This window comes from Pristimantibacillus sp. Z349TD_6, assembly GCF_056173205.1.
On sequence record NZ_CM149662.1, the window covers coordinates 849551 to 868977 of the forward strand.

Annotated in this window: 18 protein-coding genes; 11 read left to right on the forward strand and 7 right to left on the reverse strand. The window is 44.0% G+C overall.

Annotated features, from left to right (window positions below; all coding sequences use genetic code 11):
• The first annotated feature begins 1 nt into the window (after window position 1).
• Genes opp4B through AC0VYE_RS03740 form a run of 3 tightly spaced genes read left to right on the forward strand, consistent with a single transcriptional unit; the run spans window position 2 to window position 3768 of the window.
• On the forward strand, window positions 2-964 hold the full coding sequence (opp4B, locus tag AC0VYE_RS03730) for an oligopeptide ABC transporter permease (protein ID WP_475446149.1): 963 nt from the start codon (window positions 2-4) through the stop codon (window positions 962-964).
• 26 nt (window positions 965-990) lie between these two features.
• Complete coding sequence (locus tag AC0VYE_RS03735) at window positions 991-1896, forward strand: ABC transporter permease (RefSeq protein WP_475446151.1); 906 nt, start codon at window positions 991-993, stop codon at window positions 1894-1896.
• 15 nt (window positions 1897-1911) lie between these two features.
• The gene (locus AC0VYE_RS03740) at window positions 1912-3768 is read left to right on the forward strand and encodes an oligopeptide ABC transporter substrate-binding protein (RefSeq protein WP_475449424.1); all 1857 of its coding nucleotides are present in this window, start codon (window positions 1912-1914) and stop codon (window positions 3766-3768) included.
• A gap of 90 nt (window positions 3769-3858) precedes the next feature.
• Here the strand turns inward: AC0VYE_RS03740 and AC0VYE_RS03745 are convergent, their stop codons facing one another.
• From AC0VYE_RS03745 to AC0VYE_RS03760, 4 genes are all read right to left on the reverse strand, one after another.
• On the reverse strand, window positions 3859-4866 hold the full coding sequence (locus AC0VYE_RS03745) for an iron-hydroxamate ABC transporter substrate-binding protein (protein WP_475446153.1): 1008 nt from the start codon (window positions 4864-4866) through the stop codon (window positions 3859-3861).
• A gap of 86 nt (window positions 4867-4952) precedes the next feature.
• Complete coding sequence (locus tag AC0VYE_RS03750; RefSeq protein WP_076268771.1) at window positions 4953-6566, reverse strand: ABC transporter substrate-binding protein; 1614 nt, start codon at window positions 6564-6566, stop codon at window positions 4953-4955.
• A gap of 626 nt (window positions 6567-7192) precedes the next feature.
• Window positions 7193-7417, reverse strand: coding sequence for a hypothetical protein (locus AC0VYE_RS03755; RefSeq protein WP_076268884.1), 225 nt, complete (start codon window positions 7415-7417; stop codon window positions 7193-7195).
• A 76-nt stretch (window positions 7418-7493) separates the two neighbouring features.
• The gene (locus AC0VYE_RS03760; protein WP_076268772.1) at window positions 7494-8648 is read right to left on the reverse strand and encodes a GNAT family N-acetyltransferase; all 1155 of its coding nucleotides are present in this window, start codon (window positions 8646-8648) and stop codon (window positions 7494-7496) included.
• A gap of 357 nt (window positions 8649-9005) precedes the next feature.
• Between AC0VYE_RS03760 and AC0VYE_RS03765 the strand changes: the two genes are divergently transcribed.
• The 5 genes from AC0VYE_RS03765 to AC0VYE_RS03785 all read left to right on the forward strand — a co-directional run bounded on the left by AC0VYE_RS03765 (window position 9006) and on the right by AC0VYE_RS03785 (window position 12929).
• Entirely contained in the window at window positions 9006-9890 is an 885-nt protein-coding gene (locus tag AC0VYE_RS03765; protein ID WP_083682114.1) for a helix-turn-helix transcriptional regulator, read from the forward strand.
• Window positions 9891-10026: 136 nt separating this feature from the next.
• Complete coding sequence (locus AC0VYE_RS03770; protein ID WP_076268773.1) at window positions 10027-10470, forward strand: OsmC family protein; 444 nt, start codon at window positions 10027-10029, stop codon at window positions 10468-10470.
• A 188-nt stretch (window positions 10471-10658) separates the two neighbouring features.
• A complete protein-coding gene (locus AC0VYE_RS03775; protein WP_076268774.1) occupies window positions 10659-11111 on the forward strand; it encodes a hypothetical protein in 453 nt (150 codons plus the stop codon).
• Window positions 11112-11417: 306 nt separating this feature from the next.
• On the forward strand, window positions 11418-12026 hold the full coding sequence (locus AC0VYE_RS03780; protein ID WP_256710938.1) for a TetR/AcrR family transcriptional regulator: 609 nt from the start codon (window positions 11418-11420) through the stop codon (window positions 12024-12026).
• Window positions 12027-12185: 159 nt separating this feature from the next.
• Window positions 12186-12929, forward strand: coding sequence for an SDR family oxidoreductase (locus AC0VYE_RS03785; RefSeq protein WP_076268775.1), 744 nt, complete (start codon window positions 12186-12188; stop codon window positions 12927-12929).
• Window positions 12930-13031: 102 nt separating this feature from the next.
• Here AC0VYE_RS03785 and AC0VYE_RS03790 read toward each other — a convergent pair whose 3' ends face one another.
• On the reverse strand, window positions 13032-13421 hold the full coding sequence (locus AC0VYE_RS03790) for an SET domain-containing protein (RefSeq protein WP_054026376.1): 390 nt from the start codon (window positions 13419-13421) through the stop codon (window positions 13032-13034).
• Between the two features lie 185 nt (window positions 13422-13606).
• Here AC0VYE_RS03790 and AC0VYE_RS03795 point away from each other — a divergent pair, with 185 nt between their 5' ends.
• Window positions 13607-14212: a hypothetical protein gene (locus AC0VYE_RS03795; protein ID WP_083682116.1), complete on the forward strand. Its 606-nt coding sequence runs from the start codon at window positions 13607-13609 to the stop codon at window positions 14210-14212.
• 181 nt (window positions 14213-14393) lie between these two features.
• On the opposite strand, the gene AC0VYE_RS03800 is transcribed toward AC0VYE_RS03795, so the two are convergent.
• Both AC0VYE_RS03800 and pdxR read right to left on the reverse strand, forming a co-directional pair.
• Window positions 14394-15239, reverse strand: coding sequence for a Cof-type HAD-IIB family hydrolase (locus AC0VYE_RS03800; protein ID WP_076268777.1), 846 nt, complete (start codon window positions 15237-15239; stop codon window positions 14394-14396).
• Between the two features lie 15 nt (window positions 15240-15254).
• Entirely contained in the window at window positions 15255-16682 is a 1428-nt protein-coding gene (pdxR, locus tag AC0VYE_RS03805; protein ID WP_076268778.1) for a MocR-like pyridoxine biosynthesis transcription factor PdxR, read from the reverse strand.
• A gap of 130 nt (window positions 16683-16812) precedes the next feature.
• Here pdxR and AC0VYE_RS03810 point away from each other — a divergent pair, with 130 nt between their 5' ends.
• Entirely contained in the window at window positions 16813-17280 is a 468-nt protein-coding gene (locus AC0VYE_RS03810; RefSeq protein ID WP_076268779.1) for a RidA family protein, read from the forward strand.
• Between the two features lie 126 nt (window positions 17281-17406).
• Entirely contained in the window at window positions 17407-19293 is a 1887-nt protein-coding gene (locus tag AC0VYE_RS03815; protein ID WP_305953891.1) for an LTA synthase family protein, read from the forward strand.
• The last annotated feature ends 134 nt before the right edge of the window (window positions 19294-19427 follow it).

Sequence of the window (19427 nt, forward strand, 5' to 3'; positions counted from 1 at the left end):
GATGTGGCGCACAGTTTCACGAAGAATAGTCATTATGATCCCTCAAATTATATTGTTAAGCATCCTCGTCTTTCTAATAGCGAAGGCTATGCCGGGGGACGCATTGACTGGAATGATCGATCCGAGTATAGATCCAGCTGCAATGGATGCACAGCGTGAGAGGCTGGGCCTTAACAATCCGTGGTATGTACAGTATTGGGACTGGATTACGAAAGCTGTGCAAGGTGACTTCGGACAGTCGTTTCGTTTCAAAATGCCAGTGTCTGATCTGATTGGCCAGCGCATGATGAATACCGTTTGGTTATCCATCGTCACTCTAATCCTTACTTACTTGATAGCAATACCGCTTGGGATTACAAGCGGCCGTTATAACGACACGTGGGGAGATCGATTGATTACAGGCTATACCTATATTGGATTTGCAGCCCCACTATTTATTTTCGCTTTATTGATGTTATGGGTGTTCGGCTTTCATTTTGGTTGGTTTCCAACGGGAGGAAGCGTCGCTCCAGGACTGGAACCAAGTACTCTTCAATATGTTATGAGCAAATTTTATCATTTACTTCTCCCAGCCATTTCGATGGCTCTTATCGCAACCGTGTCGACGGTTCAATATCTTCGAAGCGAAATCATTGATACGAAGCAAAAGGATTTCATTATCACAGCAAGAGCGAAAGGCGCCTCAGAATCCCGCGTTTATAATCGCCATATTTTAAGAAATTCGTTATTGCCGATCGCAGCTTTTTTTGGTTATGAAATTACTGGACTCATCGGAGGCACGGTGTTCATAGAGGGTATCTTCAGTTATCCAGGAATGGGTCAACTATTCTTAAGCTCTATCGCTCTGCGGGATTTCAGCGTCGTTACTGCGCTTGTTTTATTGTATGGAGTGGCTTCTATTGTAGGGGCATTAATCTCTGACATTGTTTTGAGTATCGTTGATCCTCGTATTCGAATTAAATAAGAACTCGAGATGTTGAGGTGAAAGAAATGAGAAAGACAAAAATTCCCATAACCGCGCTCCAGGTGCCGGATAAAAGCCCGTCAAGCTTGAATATTATTTGGCGGGAAATCGTACGAGACAAAGTCGCATTCGTATCCTTAATTTTTTTGAGCGTAGTTATTCTTTCTGTGTATGGGATCTCTCTTGTTCTGAATCAGGAGCAAATTGTATCGGTTGATTTATTCGCACTGAAAAAGCCGCCGTCATCCGAGCATTTGTTAGGTACGGACTATGGAGGCCGCGATGTTTTTGGGCAATTAATTATTGGGACTCGAAATTCATTAACGATTGCTATTATTGTTACTGCATTTACAGGAGTAATTGGCGTATGTGTTGGACTCATTTCCGGTTATTTCGGTGGTACGGTTGATAACATCTTTATGAGATTTGTTGACTTTTTTATGATCCTGCCGACCTTGATGATCGTGATTGCGTTTGTTACAGCCGTACCCAAATATAATATTTGGTCTTTCTCGCTTATTATGACCGCTTTTTTATGGATGGGGATTGCAAGATTAATTCGCTCGAAAGCGCTGCAGGAGAAGGAGCTTGATTATGTTCAGGCATCCAAAACATTAGGCTCCTCCAATTTTAAAATCATGATGGTCCAGGTATTGCCGAATTTAAGCTCCATCATAATTGTTACGATGACTTTGAACTTGGCGGCAAATATCGGTTTAGAGTCTGGACTATCGTTTCTTGGCTTCGGGTTTCCAGAGAGCATGCCCAGCTTAGGCACGTTAGTCAGCTATGCTAGAGACCCGCAAACGCTCGAGCTTAGATGGTGGATATGGTTACCTGCATCGATACTGATTTTGGTACTGATGTTGAGTATAAACAATGTCGGTCAAGCGCTAAAGCGTGCGACAGATGCAAGACAAAGAAAAGGATAATAAAGGAGGAGAATGATGGTGAAGAAGAACACGATGTTTTCAAGGTCTTTATTTTTACCGCTTATGGTGGCATTGCTAGTCTTTCTTGCAGCTTGTTCATCTAATAACGGGAGTGTAGACACGCCGAGCCCGACTGATGGTGCGGCGAAGCCCACGGAGAGTGCCGCTCCTGCGGAAACCGAGAAGCCTGCTCCAGACGATGGTCTTTATTCCATTGAGGATTTCAGCAATGTGAAGAAAAATGAGGGCGAAGCCATAAAGGGTGGTTCCATTACATTTGGCCTTGTATCAGATACACCATTTGAAGGGACGCTGAACTGGAACTTTTATTCCGGTGATCCGGATTCACAAGTACTAAACTGGTTTGATGAAGGGCTGCTTACTTGGGATAAAAGCTATGTATATACGAATGATGGGGCAGCAACGTATGAAGTGTCTGAGGATGGCAAAACATTTACGCTTACGATTCGCGATAATGTAAACTGGCATGACGGCAAGCCAGTAACTGCAGAGGATTGGTTATTCGCTCATGAAGTCATCGGCAACCCCAAATATGACGGTCCACGGTATGATTCGAATTTCACTAATATCGTAGGGATGACGGAATTCCATGAAGGAAAAGCAAAAACGATCTCAGGAATTGAAGTTTTAGGCGAGAAAAAGCTTAAAATTACGTATATTCAATCATCTCCTTCCCTTTTGACCGGTGGTGTATGGAATTATCCATTAGCGAAGCACATATTCGGCAATATGGATGTAGCTAAAATTTCGGCTTCTCCAGAGGTTCGTGAGAAACCAATCGGCTTCGGGCCATTTAAAGTAAAAAGCATCGTTCCTGGGGAATCTGTTGTTTTTGAGAAAAATACAGATTACTGGCGCGGTGAGCCTGCACTAGATGAGGTTGTATTGAAAGTAATTAATCAAACAACCGTCGTACAACAATTGAAAACTGGCGGTGTCGATCTCGTTGATTCCTTCCCGGCGGATCAATATCCAGATAATGCGAGTCTATCAAATCTTGAATACTTAGGTGCAATTGACCGTGCATATACGTATATTGGCTTTAAACTAGGCAAGTGGGATGCTGAGGCTGGCAAAGTCGTTCCTGATCCAAAAGCCAAAATGGGCGATGTAAACCTGCGGAAAGCGATGTGGCATGCGGTCGATAACGATCAGGTCGGCAAGCAATTCTATCACGGCCTACGCTGGAATGCGACGACACTTATTCCGCCTTCTCACCCAGAGTACCATGATGCTACTAATAAAGGCCTTGCCTTTGATAAAGATTTGGCTAACAAGATTTTGGATGATGCCGGCTACAAAATGAATGGCAAATTCCGCACAAATCCAGATGGCAGCGAATTAGCTATTAACTTTATTTCCATGACAGGCGGAGATATTGCACAGCCGCTTGCTCAATATTATGTACAGTCATGGCAAGCAATTGGCTTGAACGTAAAGCTGGAAATGGTGGAGTTCAACACTTTCTATGATCGTGTAGGCAGCACAGGAAAAGACGATCCAACAGTAGATGTGTATCAAGGGGCTTGGGGCGTAGGCATTGACGTCGATCCAGCTGGCCTATACGGGCGCGATGCGATCTATAACTTCCCGCGTTATGCTAGTGACGAACAGGATCGCTTGCTTAAAGAAGGGATTTCAGAAGCGGCCTTTGATGTGAAGGTACGTCAAGGCATCTACAAGGAATGGCAGGAGCTGATGGTGAAAGACATTCCTGTATTCCCGACGCTATATCGCGCCGTTATCGTTCCAGTTAATAAACGGGTACTCAATTACGCCATTGGAGATGGAACGGGCATTTATCTGAATCAGCTTGCAGTATCTCAAGATAAACCGGTTGTAGCGAAGTAAAGCGGTGGCTATTATTTTCGACTAAGTAGAACTTATTATAGTTAAAAGAGCCTTCAAAGCCACGCTGCTAGTGGTTTTGAAGGCTTTTTATTATTTTCCTTGATTGACGAGCCACTCTGTCAGCTCTTCAGATTGAGCTAGAACAGCGATGGGGTCAAAATACCAGGATCTCTCTTCAGGCCATATGTAGATGTGACCATTTTTTACAGCCGGAAGATTGCCCCAGATCGGGTCGTTTTGAAAATATTCTAACGTACGATCATTGGATGTCAAAATAATATAATCGCCTGCATACTTGGACAGCGTTTCTGATGAAATTTCAGCCCACTGCTTCTTCATGATTTCATCGGCAACATCGACAGGAGGCTTACGGCCTAATGATTGATAGATGGGCTGGCCGCCGCGACCGAAGTTGTCACCGTAAACCCAAGTCGTTTTATCGCTGTACTCCATGATGGAGAAGGTTGCACCAGCAGGAATAGCTTTATCTACTTTAGCTTTGGCTTCCGCAATGCGGCGGTCATATTCGGCCAGCCATGACTTAGCTACATCTTCTTTGCCGAATAAATCTCCGAAATAGGTCAACTCTGCATGAACATTTTTTAATTCTCCGTATGGGATAACAATCGTTGGCGCAATTTTACGGAGCTGCTCGTAGCTGTCTCCGTTGGCTGTAATGATGAGATCGGGGGAGAGGCTGATTATGTTTTCAGCGGATGGCTCTCCATAAACTCCTGTATCTGCAACGCCAGCCAGCGCTTCTTTGAAATAGTAGTTTTCTATCGTAACACCCGGAGATCCTACCGGAATTACATCAAGAGCAATCAGGCTGCCCAAGTATTCTTCAGCTACAATTCGCTTCGGATGAACCGGAATTTCGATGTCGCCTTTAACCGTGGACACCGTCTTAAATTTCGCAGCTTCCGGCACGGCCGTTTCCGGTGTAGTCTCTTCGGTGCTGCTTGATGGTGCTCCAGCGTTGGTTGGAGCTTTTTCTGTTCCACAAGCGGAAACGAGAACCGCTAATAGTAGTAATGAAACGGCAAAAATGAAACGACGGCTGCTGTAAAACTTCTGTTGAAAAGAAAACAATGTCATATCCCCCTTATTTAAAACGATAATCATTCTCAGTAACACTTTACCGTGTAATCTTGAAAATGACTATGGACTAAAATGATGTGTAGTCATGCAGATTTGTGACGTGAGGTCATCGCACGAAGCAGCTCTCGAAGCTGCGCTTGCGTAGAGATCGGGTCGTATCCGCAAAACATATCTGGCTCATTGAGTAGGTATACCTGCTTATTCTGGACAGCTTTCAGCTCAAGCCAGCGAGGGGAGCGAAATAAACGATCCATTTGGCTCAGTTCACGCGGGCAAGAAGGCAATGAAGTAATGAAAATATGGTCGGCCGGATAAGAAGCAATGGTTTCGATATCTGCTTCCACATATCCACGAGCGAAAAAGCCTTGTTCCAGCAATTCGGAGGGAGGCTGAAAGCCGAGATCATCATAAAGAATTTGACTGCCTCTGCCGTGACTGCTGCTGCAGCAATAAGCTTTGTTCGAATCAATCTCCCATACAACGGCGGTACCACGATAGCCAAGCTGGCGATCCAGCCTATGATTGCTTCTAATAATCAATTGATCATAATAGGCGAGCCATGCTTCAGCTGTCTGACGTTTATCTACAATGTCAGCAATCATAAGGAATTGTTCGCGCCAGTTCATCGTCATAAAAGGAAGTTCCACCACTGGCGCGAGCGGAAGCAGGCCTTTATTCTCTTCAGCCATGTTGTAGCTGATAATGACATCAGGCCTTGCGGCGGCGATCGCTTCATAATAGGTGGAGGGAGTTTGGCCATAGGTATTTAGCTTCTGACTGGTGTTTACATTCAACTTGTTATTGGAATGCTCCAACCAGGTTGTATAGACGCCTAGCTCTGGGATAACGCCGAGCGCCATTAGGCTAGCAGTGTGATTTAGATTCAATGCGGCAATCCGTTTGTGCTTCCGTTGATAAGCGGTGGGGGAAAGCCCGACAGCTTCTTTGAATTTACGGCTTAAATAAAAGCCTTCCTTATAGCCGACTTCTTGAGCGAGAGTATTCAGATCAGGAGCTCCGACAAGGATACGCCGCTGCGCGCTGCGAATTCTCAGCAAGGTCAGATAGGCATTGAAAGTGCGTCCTGTATTTTTGCGGAATGTACGTGAGAAATGCTCTTGGCTTACATGAGCTTGTTCAGCCATTTGCTCCCGCGTCAGATCCTTATTATAATGCGTCTCCATATATTGAATGGCATGTTCCAACCAGTAGTTGGAGGGCTGCTGCAAAGCATTACGTTCTTTGTACAGCTCGACAAGCAGCTCAATAAACAACTGTTGAGACTGAAGCGGTTCACTTAATTGGGGCTCTCTCCACACCGTTTCCAGCTCGCCGGCTAATCTAAGGATTCCGACTGGACAGCGATGCAGCGGTGCAGGGTGATTGAGCCCACGATGCTCGGAGCCCTCTGCAGTCAAGCAGCGGTAGGAAATCTGGATACCGCGCAGCGAGGGAGATGCCTTCCATTTTAATCGCTGATGGGCATCGCATAACACGACGCTTCCACGCGCTATCTCATACAGCTGATCGTTAATAGAAAGCTCAGCTGCACCGCTCGATACGATGAGAATACGGGAGAATGGCGCCAATTCTTCAAAGAAGCGGTCTGCCACCGTTTCATTATCTATTCTAGTTACTTGGACAGGCATATAAAATAAATGGGAGGCAAGGGACATTTCTTCACAAGCAGGGGACATAGGCAGTTCACTCTTTCTGGATGATGATAATTCCATCGACTTCTATCATTATAAATGATAACTGTTCTCAATTACAATGGATAGCGCTTATCATAAAGAAAAGGGGCTGTCCCATAAGCATCAAGTTCACGGAGGAATAGCTCGCGTTGAACGGAATAATTGGTAAATATATGAAAAATAGCAGTACAGGAGAGCTATTCCTGTACTGCTATTTTTAGCGTAATTCTCTTCTCCACCATATCCAGCATCTGCGATGCATGTTGTATGATTGTAATGTGCGTGAACCGATAGTGGAGAGTAAACAAGTGCAAAAGTGCATCTGTTTTTAATAAACAAGATTGAAATGATGCAAATAGGTGTACAAATACCTCTAAATTGAGCAGAATTGAAAAAGATTTGGTTAAATAAGTGCATTTCTGTGCTTAGATGAAGCTGCTGCAGGCGCTGCCGTAAAAGTCTTCGCATGACAGGGGAACATCCTCGTTTTCAAATGAAAGGACCCCTAATTCCACTGTATAGTGGAGCTTGAGGTCCTTTTTCTCGAATAATAAGTTATAAGTAGTGCTCAAAAAATCGCAATATGACTTTTAAAACGCCCCGTACTCTTGGTGGTCTGTGAATTGGTATTAGAATAACGGACCAGGCACGCTGCAGCCTGGAAAGGAATTAACATCTTGAATCGTATTAAGGGGATATTGCTTCGTCGCAAATTGACTCTGATACAAGTATTCCTGCAGCACTAAATTACCGCCGGTAATGCTGCATAAAACGCCCGTTACACCTTGTCCGTTCAGTAAAGAGACCCCAACTGGCTGGCCGACTAATCCTAAAGCCTTTGAATACCATGACATTTGAAGCATAAAAGAATCACCTCCACCATGCATTGTATGTTAGACATTGGCGGAGGGTAACAGAGGTCAACCTCTGTTACTTACATGCTTCAGCGAAAATACGAGCCATCTGCTCACTGTCCGCTTCTCTATAGACATAATCATGATAATGGGGCTTATGAATGCCCTGCCAACCTTTTTCCACCGCGCTTTTGTAATAATGTAGGGCACGATCCTGCTCTCCGGTCAAATAAAACAAGCAAGCGGCATTCCAATACAGCGCGGCATCTCCGTTCCAATCCCAGCCTTGATCAAGCGCTTGTGCGTAGCTCCATGCTGCGCGGGCATAGTCTCGTTCCACGCCATACCTTGTATCGCCGCGCAGATAGTGGTTCCCGTTAACGAGGAGATTGTTTAAAGGCAGATTCCACCCGAACAATACGGGGAAATCAATAAGAAGCTTGAACCCAGCAGCTATAGCGGTTTTTTGCGAGCCTATATTGCTTGACCAGCATTGCCAGCCTACTCTTGTCATGCCTCGTTGCTTCGCAAGTGAGAGTGCACCTAACGCTGTTTTTCGAGCCCATCCGTTGCCTCGATATTGTTCATCTGTTTGAATGCCGAGCTCACATTCATCCCCGACTACCCAATCGGTCAGGCACCAGCTGATGATGGCGGGTCCTTCATCCGTGTCTTGAATTGCAGCGCATCCAAAACCTCTATCCTCATAAGCTTCAATGGAGGCCCAGCCACCTTGAATTTCACTGATGATGCCATCGAGCCCTATTAACTCTTCTCTTTTAAGAAAGCTGCTATCTACCTGATAAATATGATCAGCAAGCGTAGTCTCTATGCCGTCCAGATCGTGAGTAAACGTCATTCGGCCGCTTCGCAGAGGTAGCAGATCCTTCATCACGAGGCTGAGCATATTTTCCCATTTCTCATCCGAGGGATAGAAGAGCACATAATCCAGCCGTCCGATCGCTGCAAGCTTGGGCAAAAACTCTTCTTTAAACAGCTTGTTAACTTCTTCGAAAAACAAATGATTTTCCGGACTGCCGCCTAAAAATATACCTTGAGGGCTTGTTAATACAGCTGTAGCGCTGTCAATGGACAAGAAAACTCTACCGTGCAAAACACCTTCAATGACACCTTGAATCGATAAATGGTGCTTCAAAGCTCCAAAAAGTGCTGCTGCTTTAGTGAAGTTTTCGCTGGCAAGTTCCGTTCCTATCGCTTTCGAAATATACATAAACTTATTTCCTCCCAGAAGTATGTGAGAGGTTTATTTGATTATAAATGTAAACCTCTCACATGTTTTTTGATTTGATTGTTCTTATTCAAACATCATCACTCCTTTGAACGTAGTAGAGGTCATACTCTAGGTGCTGGTTATACCATGTCTAAATTCATTATGCTTAGTGGAAATAGGCACGGCAAGGTGTTGTTTATTTATATTTAAACTTTACTGATTTCACACAAGTGCAATATCACCAAAAGTGATTTTTATTAAAATAGAGAATTAAGCTTGCAGCAATGACAACTTAGCAAAAAATATCAAAAACAGCCTTCTTCCTTCTGCTATTCTAGAGTCAAAGGAGGCGCACCTTTGATTACTCACAACATCATTCAAAAAAGTATCCAGTACATGGAGGATAACCTTCAGGATGAACTGACACTTGAACAAATAGCTGCACACGCTGGTTTTTCTCCATACCATTTTCACCGTTTATTCCGAAAGGAAGTAGGCATAAACATAGCGGATTATTTGAGAAGCCGCCGTCTCTGTTATGCATCTAGACTGCTGCTAAACACGGATGAAACGATCATTACGATTTCGTTGAACTGCTATTTTGAAAGCCAGGAAGCATTTACAAGAGCATTCAAGAAGATGTACAGCATGCCGCCGGGCCGTTACCGTAAAATGTTTACACCGCATACGTATTCTACTTTAGGAGGAGATTATATGGATCAAGCTTCACCTGTGAAAGACTGGTTCCTGACGGGAAGCCAGCCTCAAAACTATGAAATGGGAATTGACCGCAGCATCGTTCATCAAGGAAATGCATCGGGGTATTTGAAGGCGCTTATTGCAGAGGACCCGGGTCAATTTGGGACGATGATGCAGCAATTTAAAGCTGAGAAGTTTGTCGGTCGCAGAATGAGATTCACAGGTTTTGTAAGGACAAGCGGGGTTCAGGAATATTGCGGCTTGTGGATGAGGGTCGACAACAACGCACAGGATATTTTGCAGTTTGATAATATGAATAATAGAAAAATTATTGGCGATACGGGCTGGAATCATTACGCTATCGTATTAGATGTTCCTGCTAACAGCGCGACCATATCCATTGGTGTACTGCTTATGGGCAAAGGGCATGTATGGGTGGATAGCTTCAAGTTCGAAGAGGTTGATCTTAGCGTGCCAATAACTAATCTTGAGATGGAAAGCGAGCTGCTGGATGGACCGTCTAATCTTTCATTCGAGGAATAATAAAGAGTAGATAAGCTTGATGGCTGCGATTCCAAGGATTGACATAAATTTAGAATGAACATATAATACCTAGTAAATAACTTGGTTTTTTGTAAATGGTCTACAAAAAAGCCAATGAACTAGAGGAGACTACAAAATGGCTGTTCAAACGTTTAAAGCAACTGCTCAATTACAAGAAGGAGTAAAGGTTTTAACGAAGTCTAGACATTTCGAGCTCACGATCGATGAGCCCAAAAGCTTGGGCGGGACAGATACGGGGATGAATCCTGTTGAAGCGCTGCTCGCTTCATTAGGAGCTTGCCAATCGATTGTTGCTAGAGTTTACGCTCCAAAGTTTGATGTTAAACTGGATGATTTCAGAGTAGAGGTAGAAGGCGACATCGATCTTGATGGATTTTTCAATAAATCGGATGTACGTCCTGGCTACTCGGATATTCGCTATACCTTTCATATCAAAACCGATTCACCAAAAGAAAAGGTTGAGGAATTCGTGAAGTTTCTAGAGAGCAAATGTCCAGTTGGCGACACAATCGCTCATCCGGTTAACGTGAAACTAGAAAGCATCGTTATTGATCATTAATTTTAAGCTGTTCGCTATCATTAAATGTTCATACATAAAGACAAAGCAGGCTAGGTTTCTCCTTTATGAGGGGAGCCTGGTCTTTTTTTGTGCTATACATTTTTTTTCTTTTTGGATAAATGATTACTCGTAAGGGCATTATCCTTAAAAGTAACAAATACTTCACTTATTGAATAGGGAGGAACAAAATGAGTAGGTTTATGACAAAGCTCGTGTTGATCAGCATTTTTGCTCTGGCGATTGTTGCTCCTCAGGCAGCAAGTGCTAGGGAGCAGACCATACCAATGCTGCGCGAGGTGAAGCAAACATCGCCTAATCAGCTGCTCATCACTTACGACCAGCCGGTTGACAGAACAAAAGGCATAACGCCAACAAATTATTGGATTCAGAGTACAACGGATGTTACGCCAACAGGCATTGCAACCCTTGGCAAAAATGATCAAGTTAATCCAAGCAATTCATTAACAGCGAGTAAAGTATCGATAGCTGCGGCAGACAGTCAAAACCAAAGCTTTGTGCTTACCTTTAACCAGAACATATCCAAGGGTAAGTCCTACAAAATGATTATTTGTTACGTAACAACGCCTGGCGCACCTCCTTTTACTGGTGATAACGGCTCTGCAACCTTTATTGGTCAATAGCTCTCTTTTTTTCATAAAAGGGCGGGCTATACCTTTAAGTCATAAGCGCAAATAAAGCCGAATGCCTCTTACTAGAGGACATTCGGCTTTATTATTACAAAGTCATTATGTTGCAAGCATACGTTAAGATCTTAAATATTGTCTATCATGTTTGCTTGCGAATTAAATTGGCTTATATTTTAACAGCATATAAACGAATAACAAAATAACGATATTGTCATTACACTCTTGATTTGATATAGTAGGCTAAAATCACCGAGAGGGGGAGAGTGCTGAGCTATAGGATCTTCCAGCTGTTTGTACTGGATGAATCGCTCGCTGCCCAATATGACAAATGATCTTCCGTTGAATAAAGAAACGATTTTAGATGCAGCTGAACAGGTGCTTAGACGTTATGGGCCTGATAAAAGCTCGGTTGTGGATGTAGCTAAGGTGCTGCAAGTAAGCCATGGTACGTTGTATCGCCATTTTGCAAGTAAAGCTGCATTGCGAGAAGCGGTAACGGGGCGCTGGCTGGAGAGATGCATCGCATTGCCTTTAGAAGCGATAGCCAATCAAACCGGCGGCAGCTCTTCAGAGCGCTTGCGTTTATGGATGGAGACACTCATCAGCAGCAAACGGAATTATGCAGCCAATGATTCAGAGATGTTTGCGATGTACGCGGCTGTTACTGTAAATGCGGTTGATATGATCACCGATCATGTGAATCGATTGATTGGGCAGGTCACGCAAATTATAGATGAAGGGATACGTTCAAACGAATTTAAGTCTGGAAATGCCGAGAGTCTGGCGAAGGCCGTTTTTTTTGCAACATCGAAATTTCATCATCCTGCACATGCCAATGAATGGTTGGCAGAAGACATTGATGAACAATTCAAATTCGTATGGAATTTACTGCTTAGTGGAATCCTATAATGTGAAGCCCCATGATGATTTTAATCAGAGGGGCTTTTTTATTTATAGATAAATCTTCTTTAAACAAAATGACAAATAATAAAAAATGTCACTTGATATTTGTCTGTCACGAGAATATAATCAGAGCATAATGATGTAGATGCCAAGGAGGGAATAGTTTTGGAGAATCGTTTAGCTGGGAAAGTAGCATTGGTAACGGGAGCGTCAAGGGGAATTGGTCGGGAGATTGCAGAGCAATTAGCGGGTAAAGGTGCAAAGGTTGTTGTGAACTTCACGAGTAGCCCAGGTAAAGCAGAAGAAGTAGTAAATGGTATTAAGCGTTTAGGTGGTGAAGCCATAGCGATTCAAGCTGATATTAGTATCGTGGCAGAAGTAGAGGCTATGTTCAGCAAAACGATAGAAGCTTTTGGACAAATAGATATTCTTGTGAATAACGCGGGTATTATGATCACGAAGCCGATTGCTAATATGACAGAGGAAGACTTCGATAAGCAGTTCGCTATTAATGTGAAAGGCACATTTTTTGCTTGCCAGCAAGCGGCTTTGCATATGAACGCTAACGGAAGAATTATCAATTTCTCGACTTCGGTTGTTGGCGCGATGTTCCCAACGTATAGCGTATATGCAGCGACGAAAGGCGCAGTTGAACAGATCACTCGCCAGCTGGCGAAGGAGCTTGGTCCAAAGGGGATCACCATTAATGCGATTGCACCTGGTCCTGTTAACACGGAGCTCTTTAAGGTAGGGAAATCAGAAGAGCAAATAGCGGGTATTGCCAATATGAATGCATTCGGAAGATTGGGTGAACCTGAGGATATTTCGAGTGTGGTGCTGTTTTTGTCCAGTGACGAGTCACAGTGGGTGACAGGTCAGACGATTCGGGTGAATGGTGGTTTTGTATAATTTGTTGTGAACGAAAAAGACGAGTCCGATCGCAGTTTCTGCGGAACGGGCTCGTCTTTATTTACGCCGTGAAGCTTAGAATAAGGGCGGAAAGCTCACTTGCTATTTTTCGTCCTCATTCACTTTCTCATCAAACCACATCGGATCATCGTTATCCACGTTGTAGTTGATAAGAAGCTCTTCGCCAGCTTTTACGTCTGAGTAAGTAAAGAAGTTAACGACATGATTGTCAAAATCAAGATCGTGATAAGCATTTGGGGTATAGGAATGGTTGAACAACATGCCGTATCCAAGCAGGATCGCAGTGTGATTAGCGCCATACTCAAACACGTAATCAGCAAGCATTGTTTTCTCTATGTGCTCATGCTCCTCATTCGGGAAAGGAATGACTGGGGCTTCATGAAACAGTACGCCTTTTGCAATATCAACCTTCGCAAATACTCCTCTATTAAATTCTCCATCGCTAAGCTTAGAAGTCTTTACCTCAATCATGTTAGTCACCTACGGTTCTTTAGTCTAAGGAGCTCGTTGCCATTGCATTAAGCTCGCTCACCTTAGGTAATATATCAATTTAATGAGTAAATAGCCAGCGGCTTCGGTAAACGTTATTTCATAACGATCCATTATTGTGGGAACATTTATCATTTTCAGCCCGTCTAGGTTATGAGGTGATGATGATGAACCAAAAAATTCTGATATACCTTTTATGTGGAGTCATTCTGTTAAGTACAGCACTTATTGTTAACCCTAAAGCAGCTTTCGCATGCTCGTGTGCAATGTCGCCGTCTGCAGAGACGCAGGTAAAAGATGAGCTTGGACGCAAGACCGCCATTTTCACTGGAAAAGTAATAAAGGTAACACAGCCTCCTAAGAAAAAAACGATGTCATCTGCTGATCTCGTTCAAGTAGACTTTGAAGTAGCAACGGTATGGAAAGGAAAACTCAAGCAGCAGACAGCTGTATATACAGCGATGAGTTCTGCAAGCTGCGGATATGAAAAATTTAATGCAGGTGATACCTATATCGTGTCTGCTAATGACAGATCAGGAAAGCTTGAAACAGGGATATGTGATTTAACGAAGCTGGTTTCTGCTGCAGGAGAAGAGTTGAAGGTATTAGGCAATGGTTATAATCCGCTGCCCTTAAGCGCTGGCGAGGTTTTGCCTAGCAACGGTGGTAAGGCTAACGAAAGCGGACCAACAAAGCTGCAGATCATCATAGGTGCGCTAGCCCTTTTTATGATCATTGGGATTGTTGTTGTGCGAGCAAGACGTCGTCAATAAAGCGATGAGGAATGTTATATTTATAGGTTGTATATGTGCAAAAAGACGAGAACGAAGAAGAAGCTGTCTCAGAAGGTCGATGACCTTGGGGCAGCTTCTTCTTTCATTCACACGATAGGTTTTTATTGTACTTCGCGCAAAGGAAGCAGCTATCCAGCAATGATGCTTTTAGATATACAGCCTAAGACTGCTCCTCAATCACACGCTCAATATACTTCGCTACTCCATCCTCATCGTTGCTCTCTACGACTAACGTGGACAGCTCAATGAGAGTGGGATGCGCATTGGAAACAGCGACCTTGGTGCCGGCAGCTTCAAACATCCCTAAGTCATTCAAATTATCACCGAACACTGTAACGTCCTCAGGCGTACATTGCATCAGCTCCGCCCACTGCTTCAAGCCTTCTTTTTTATTGGCTTTGCTGTGGCTAAATTCTAGAAAATAATGATCTTTTATATATTGATCCTTCATGAGATGAACATGAACCCGATCGCCGAATGTGCGCTGTACTTCATCCTTAAGCGGCTCAAGCTCATGCAGCAAGCCAATATAGGTCACAATCAGCGTCCTAAAGGCATTCGAGCATTCGAGCAGCGGCATTTCTCCAAAACGAGGATCATTAGGGCGGCTCTCGTAGAAGGTTATGTCGCCAATTCGCAGCAGCTTCTCATGAAATACACGTTCCTTATCCTCCGCATCAAGCGCGAACAAGAAGGGAATTAGACCTTGTTTTCTTCCTAGATCAATAATTTGATTTGTTGATTCGTTATCCAGCCAGTATCCGCCTATGACCTTAGATGAAAGGGGATCAAAGACAACCGCGCCATTATATAAAACGATCGGATACTTCCACGGAATGACAGATACAATTTTGTTGGAGCTCATATAGCTTCTTGCCGTTGCATAACTAATGATGATACCTTGCTTCATCGCATGCTTTATGACGTTAATCGTATGCTTGGACAAGGTAGCATCCGATTGAAGCAGCGTTCCATCGAGATCTGTAAGGAAATGATTGTTTGCCATTAATAAAGCCCCCTGTTATTCAAGATTAGGAGATAGGGCTCCCACCCATGCTTTCGCGAGCCGGCGTATCCCTCGTTCCATTTCTTTCTCGTTTAGTCCGCCGAACCCCAAGTATAATCTTGCAAAACGACTGGGCAGGACAGGCGTATCCTGTGCAGCATACACGTAAACATCCTCCGAAGCAGCAAGCTTAATCAGCTCCTCGGCACTGCACGTTGTTTGAACAGCGATTTCCACATGCATCCCTGCAGAATCACCATGAACTTGCACATACTCGGGCAAATAATTGTCAATGAGTTCAAGCAGCTTTGCACGTTTTTTACGATAAAGATTGCGAACCTTCCTTACATGCCTGTACCAATGCCCTCGTTCCATGAACAGCTGCATGGCCCACTGATCGATGCGCGATGGACTTGTAAGTGTGTGCTCTATAGATTGCAGCTTGCTGAGCAGCGGAGTCGGGACAACCATATAATTCATACGCAGCGCGGGTGTGAAGGCTTTGGAAAACGTCCCAATATAAATGACGCTGCCCTGATGATCCATTCCTTGGAGGGAAGGGATGGTTTTGCCCGAATAACGAAATTCTCCGTCGTAGTCATCCTCAATGATATAGGCGCTGTTTGTGCTGGCCCAGTGGAGCAGCAGCTGCCTAGTGGAGTACGGCAATGAGCTCCCAGTAGGACGATGTGAAGGAGTGACATATAAGATTCGAATTTGTTTGTCTTCTAATATAGATACGAAGTTCTCCATGTTATGGACGGGGACAGGAGCGACGTTGTAGCCGTGCTGCTGGAAGGCAGCTCTTACCTGAGCGATACCGGCTTCTTCGACTGCAATTGTCGATGCACCTTGTAGCAATTTAGCGAGAATTTGTGTGCTGTAAGAAAAACCTGATCCGATAATGATTTGTTCAGGCGTGCAATTGACGCCTCTTGAACGCTTTAAATAGTAAGACAATTGCAAACGCAAATCATATTCGCCCCGCGGATCGCCATACTGATGAACATAGTTCGCATGGAGAGATAATGCATCATGAAGAACGGATTTCCATGCGCGAATGGGGAATGATTGTCCGTCCACGGCGAGCAGGCTGAAATCGACGACTGCGTCGTTTTGGATAGGAATCGGAATGGAATGACGGTGTAAGCTAGCATGCTCTTCCGAGATCTCTTTATGAAACGTTGCGGCAGCAGGAGTTAATTGTGATTGTATGACAAATAGACCGGCGCGCGGCTTGCTAACCGCATAACCTTCTTCCAGCAGCATGTGATACGCCGTTTCAATTGTCGTTTTGCTAAGCTTCGATTGCTCGCGGAGCGATCGTATTGATGGCAGCTTTGTTCCATCCGCTAAAGCACCAGATTGGATGAGTTTCCGTAAATGTCTGTACAACACCAAATAGACAGGACCTTGCTCTTCTTCTGAAAGGTTGATATCCATCTTATCTCCACACAATCTGACCCTTAAAATTCATATAAATCTGACGCTGTTTTAGAGGTCAATTTCAGTATAAACTTTGGCATAGGCTTCCATCAATAACAAGAAATATAAATGGAGAGAAGGGGTTGCTATGCCGCAAGTAGAAGGAACTATAGAAAGTAGATTAGCAACATTGGGAATTATTGTACCGAAGGCGAGCGAGCCCGCAGCTAAATACGCTAACTGTGTATTTTCAAATGGACTTCTGTTTGTTTCGGGAAAAGGTCCTTCGGCCGCGATAAAAGGGAAGCTTGGCAACGAGTTCACGACAGCAGAAGGTTATCAACTTGCTAGGCAGACAGGAATTGAAGTTCTCGCCGTATTAAAGCATTCACTAGAGCGGTTGGATCTTGTGACCCGCGTAGTAAAGGTACAAGGTTTTGTGAATGCTGATCCGAGCTATGAAGAGCATCATAAGGTGCTCGATGGCTTCTCGGATTTGATGGTGGAGGTATTTGGCGAGAGAGGAATTCATGCACGTTCGGTCATGGGGGCGAGCTCCTTAAGAAATCAGCTGCCGATCATTGTTGATTCTATTTTTGAAGTGGCCACGGCATAAAGTCTACTAATTATTAGCCGTTGCATTTGCTTTTATATTGCCTTAACATTAAAGTTTAAGAAAGCCGTCAGGTGATGACGGTTTTTTTATATTTAATGAAGTGCAAATATCTAAGGAGTGAGCGTCTTGCAGTTTTTCCCTAAACGTTATGACAGATCACTGTTTATCGTTATATTCATCTTTATGATGTTGAAAATGCTCCTGTTTCGCCATTTCGTCTTTTCGGGCATACAGGTGAAGAGCTTGCTGCCTGATGCGGCAGCCGTACTTGCACTGCTTCTGCTGCTGGAGCTAATCACCTCTGCGAGGTGGAGAGGAGCCGTATATGGGCTCGTGAATGCCGTGTTTTCCTTGCTGCTATTTGCTTCAACGGTGTATGTCAGTTATTACGGAACAGTGCCTACTTATACCGCACTGCACGGACTTGACCAGGTGCTGCAAATTAGGACAAGCGTAGGGTCAATTATTTTGCCTGCTTATTATATTTACTTTCTGGATGTTGCCGTCTTGGCAGCTCTATATATTGTTAAACGTGTCAGAGGAGTACGCAGCGATGGGCGCAAGCGAATTGCGAAACCTCTGTATACAGCTATTGCAGCTGTTCTATGTATTGCAATCTCGGGTGGATTCATTTGGTCTGCGAGTACGATTCCGAACGAGATTGTGAAAGCTGAGAATTTAGGCTATATCAATTATCAGGTAGCGGCAGCGGTTAAGGCGAGCACAGAGCAGGCTGCGCTGAAAAATGGCAATGTAGAAGAAACAGGGGCTGATGCGATAGCGCTCAAATCCTCCTATTTTGATCAAGCTGGAGATATGGTCGTTGCAGGCATGCCTAATTATTTCGGATCTGCCGAAGGTAAGAATGTAATTGTCGTTCAAATGGAGGCATTCCAAAACTTTGCCATCAATTTGTCTGTCGGTGGTCAGGCGGTTACACCTGTTCTTAATCAGCTAGCGAAGGAAAGCTTCTATTTTCCTTATGTATTCCAACAAATTGGACAAGGGAATACTGCGGACGCTGAATTCATGTCGAATACTTCAATCTATCCAACCGGGGATATGGCGATGTCTACAGGCTATGGTGATCGAGAGCTGCCGAGTCTTCCCAGACTGCTTGGAGAAAGCGGGTACGAATCTGAAACCTTTCATATCAATGATGTGACTTTTTGGGATCGCAACCGAATGTATCCTGCGCTAGGTTTTACGGCATATTATGATAAAGCATCATTTAAAAATGATCATTTTAATTCTTTTGGCGCATCGGATGAGGAGCTTTACAGGGTCGGTCTTGAAAAGCTTCAGGATATGAAGGAGCAAGGCAAGTCTTTTTATGCTCAATTCGTAACTGCATCGAGTCATCATCCTTTTAAGGTTCCAACGGAGCTTCAGCATATTACGATGCCGGATTCCTTGCAGGGTACGCAGCTGGGCAATTATTTGACGGCATTAAATTATACCGATTATGAACTTGGCCGTTTTATTGAGGGGCTCAAAGCGAGCGGCATGTGGGAAAACACGGTTTTGGTCGCCTATGGCGATCACGCTGGTCTACAAACGACAGACAATGATCCTGCATGGGTTAGTGAGCAGCTTGGCATCGACTATGACGAGCAAATTAGCCGCTTAAACATCCCGCTTATTGTTCATGTACCAGGCGTAGAGGGGAAAACCGTTAATCAGGTTGGCGGTCAGGTTGATATTATGCCGACCGTTACAAATCTGCTAGGCATATCGCTTGATGACCAAGCTTTTACGACGTTTGGTCATGACTTGCTTAATATTTCTCAAAATGTAATTGGTATGCGGTATTATTTGCCGACAGGATCATTTTTTAATAATGACATCTTATTTATACCAGGCAAAGGCTTTGAGGACGGAACTGCCGTCGATATTAGAACGAAAAAGCCGGTAGCCGACTTCAGCAAATATCGTGGAGATTATGATTATATACTGGAACTCATGAAGCTTTCAGATGATTATGTACGTCTGCTGCCGAAGCGGGCACCATAGAAGCAGATGAAATGCCTCTTGTCTATCCGGACTTGAGGCATTTTTTTCTTCGCAAATGCAATTATAAGCTTTTATGGAGGCAGGCAATGAGGTAAGATGGATATAGCTACAGAAGGTACTCTATTCCAATAAAC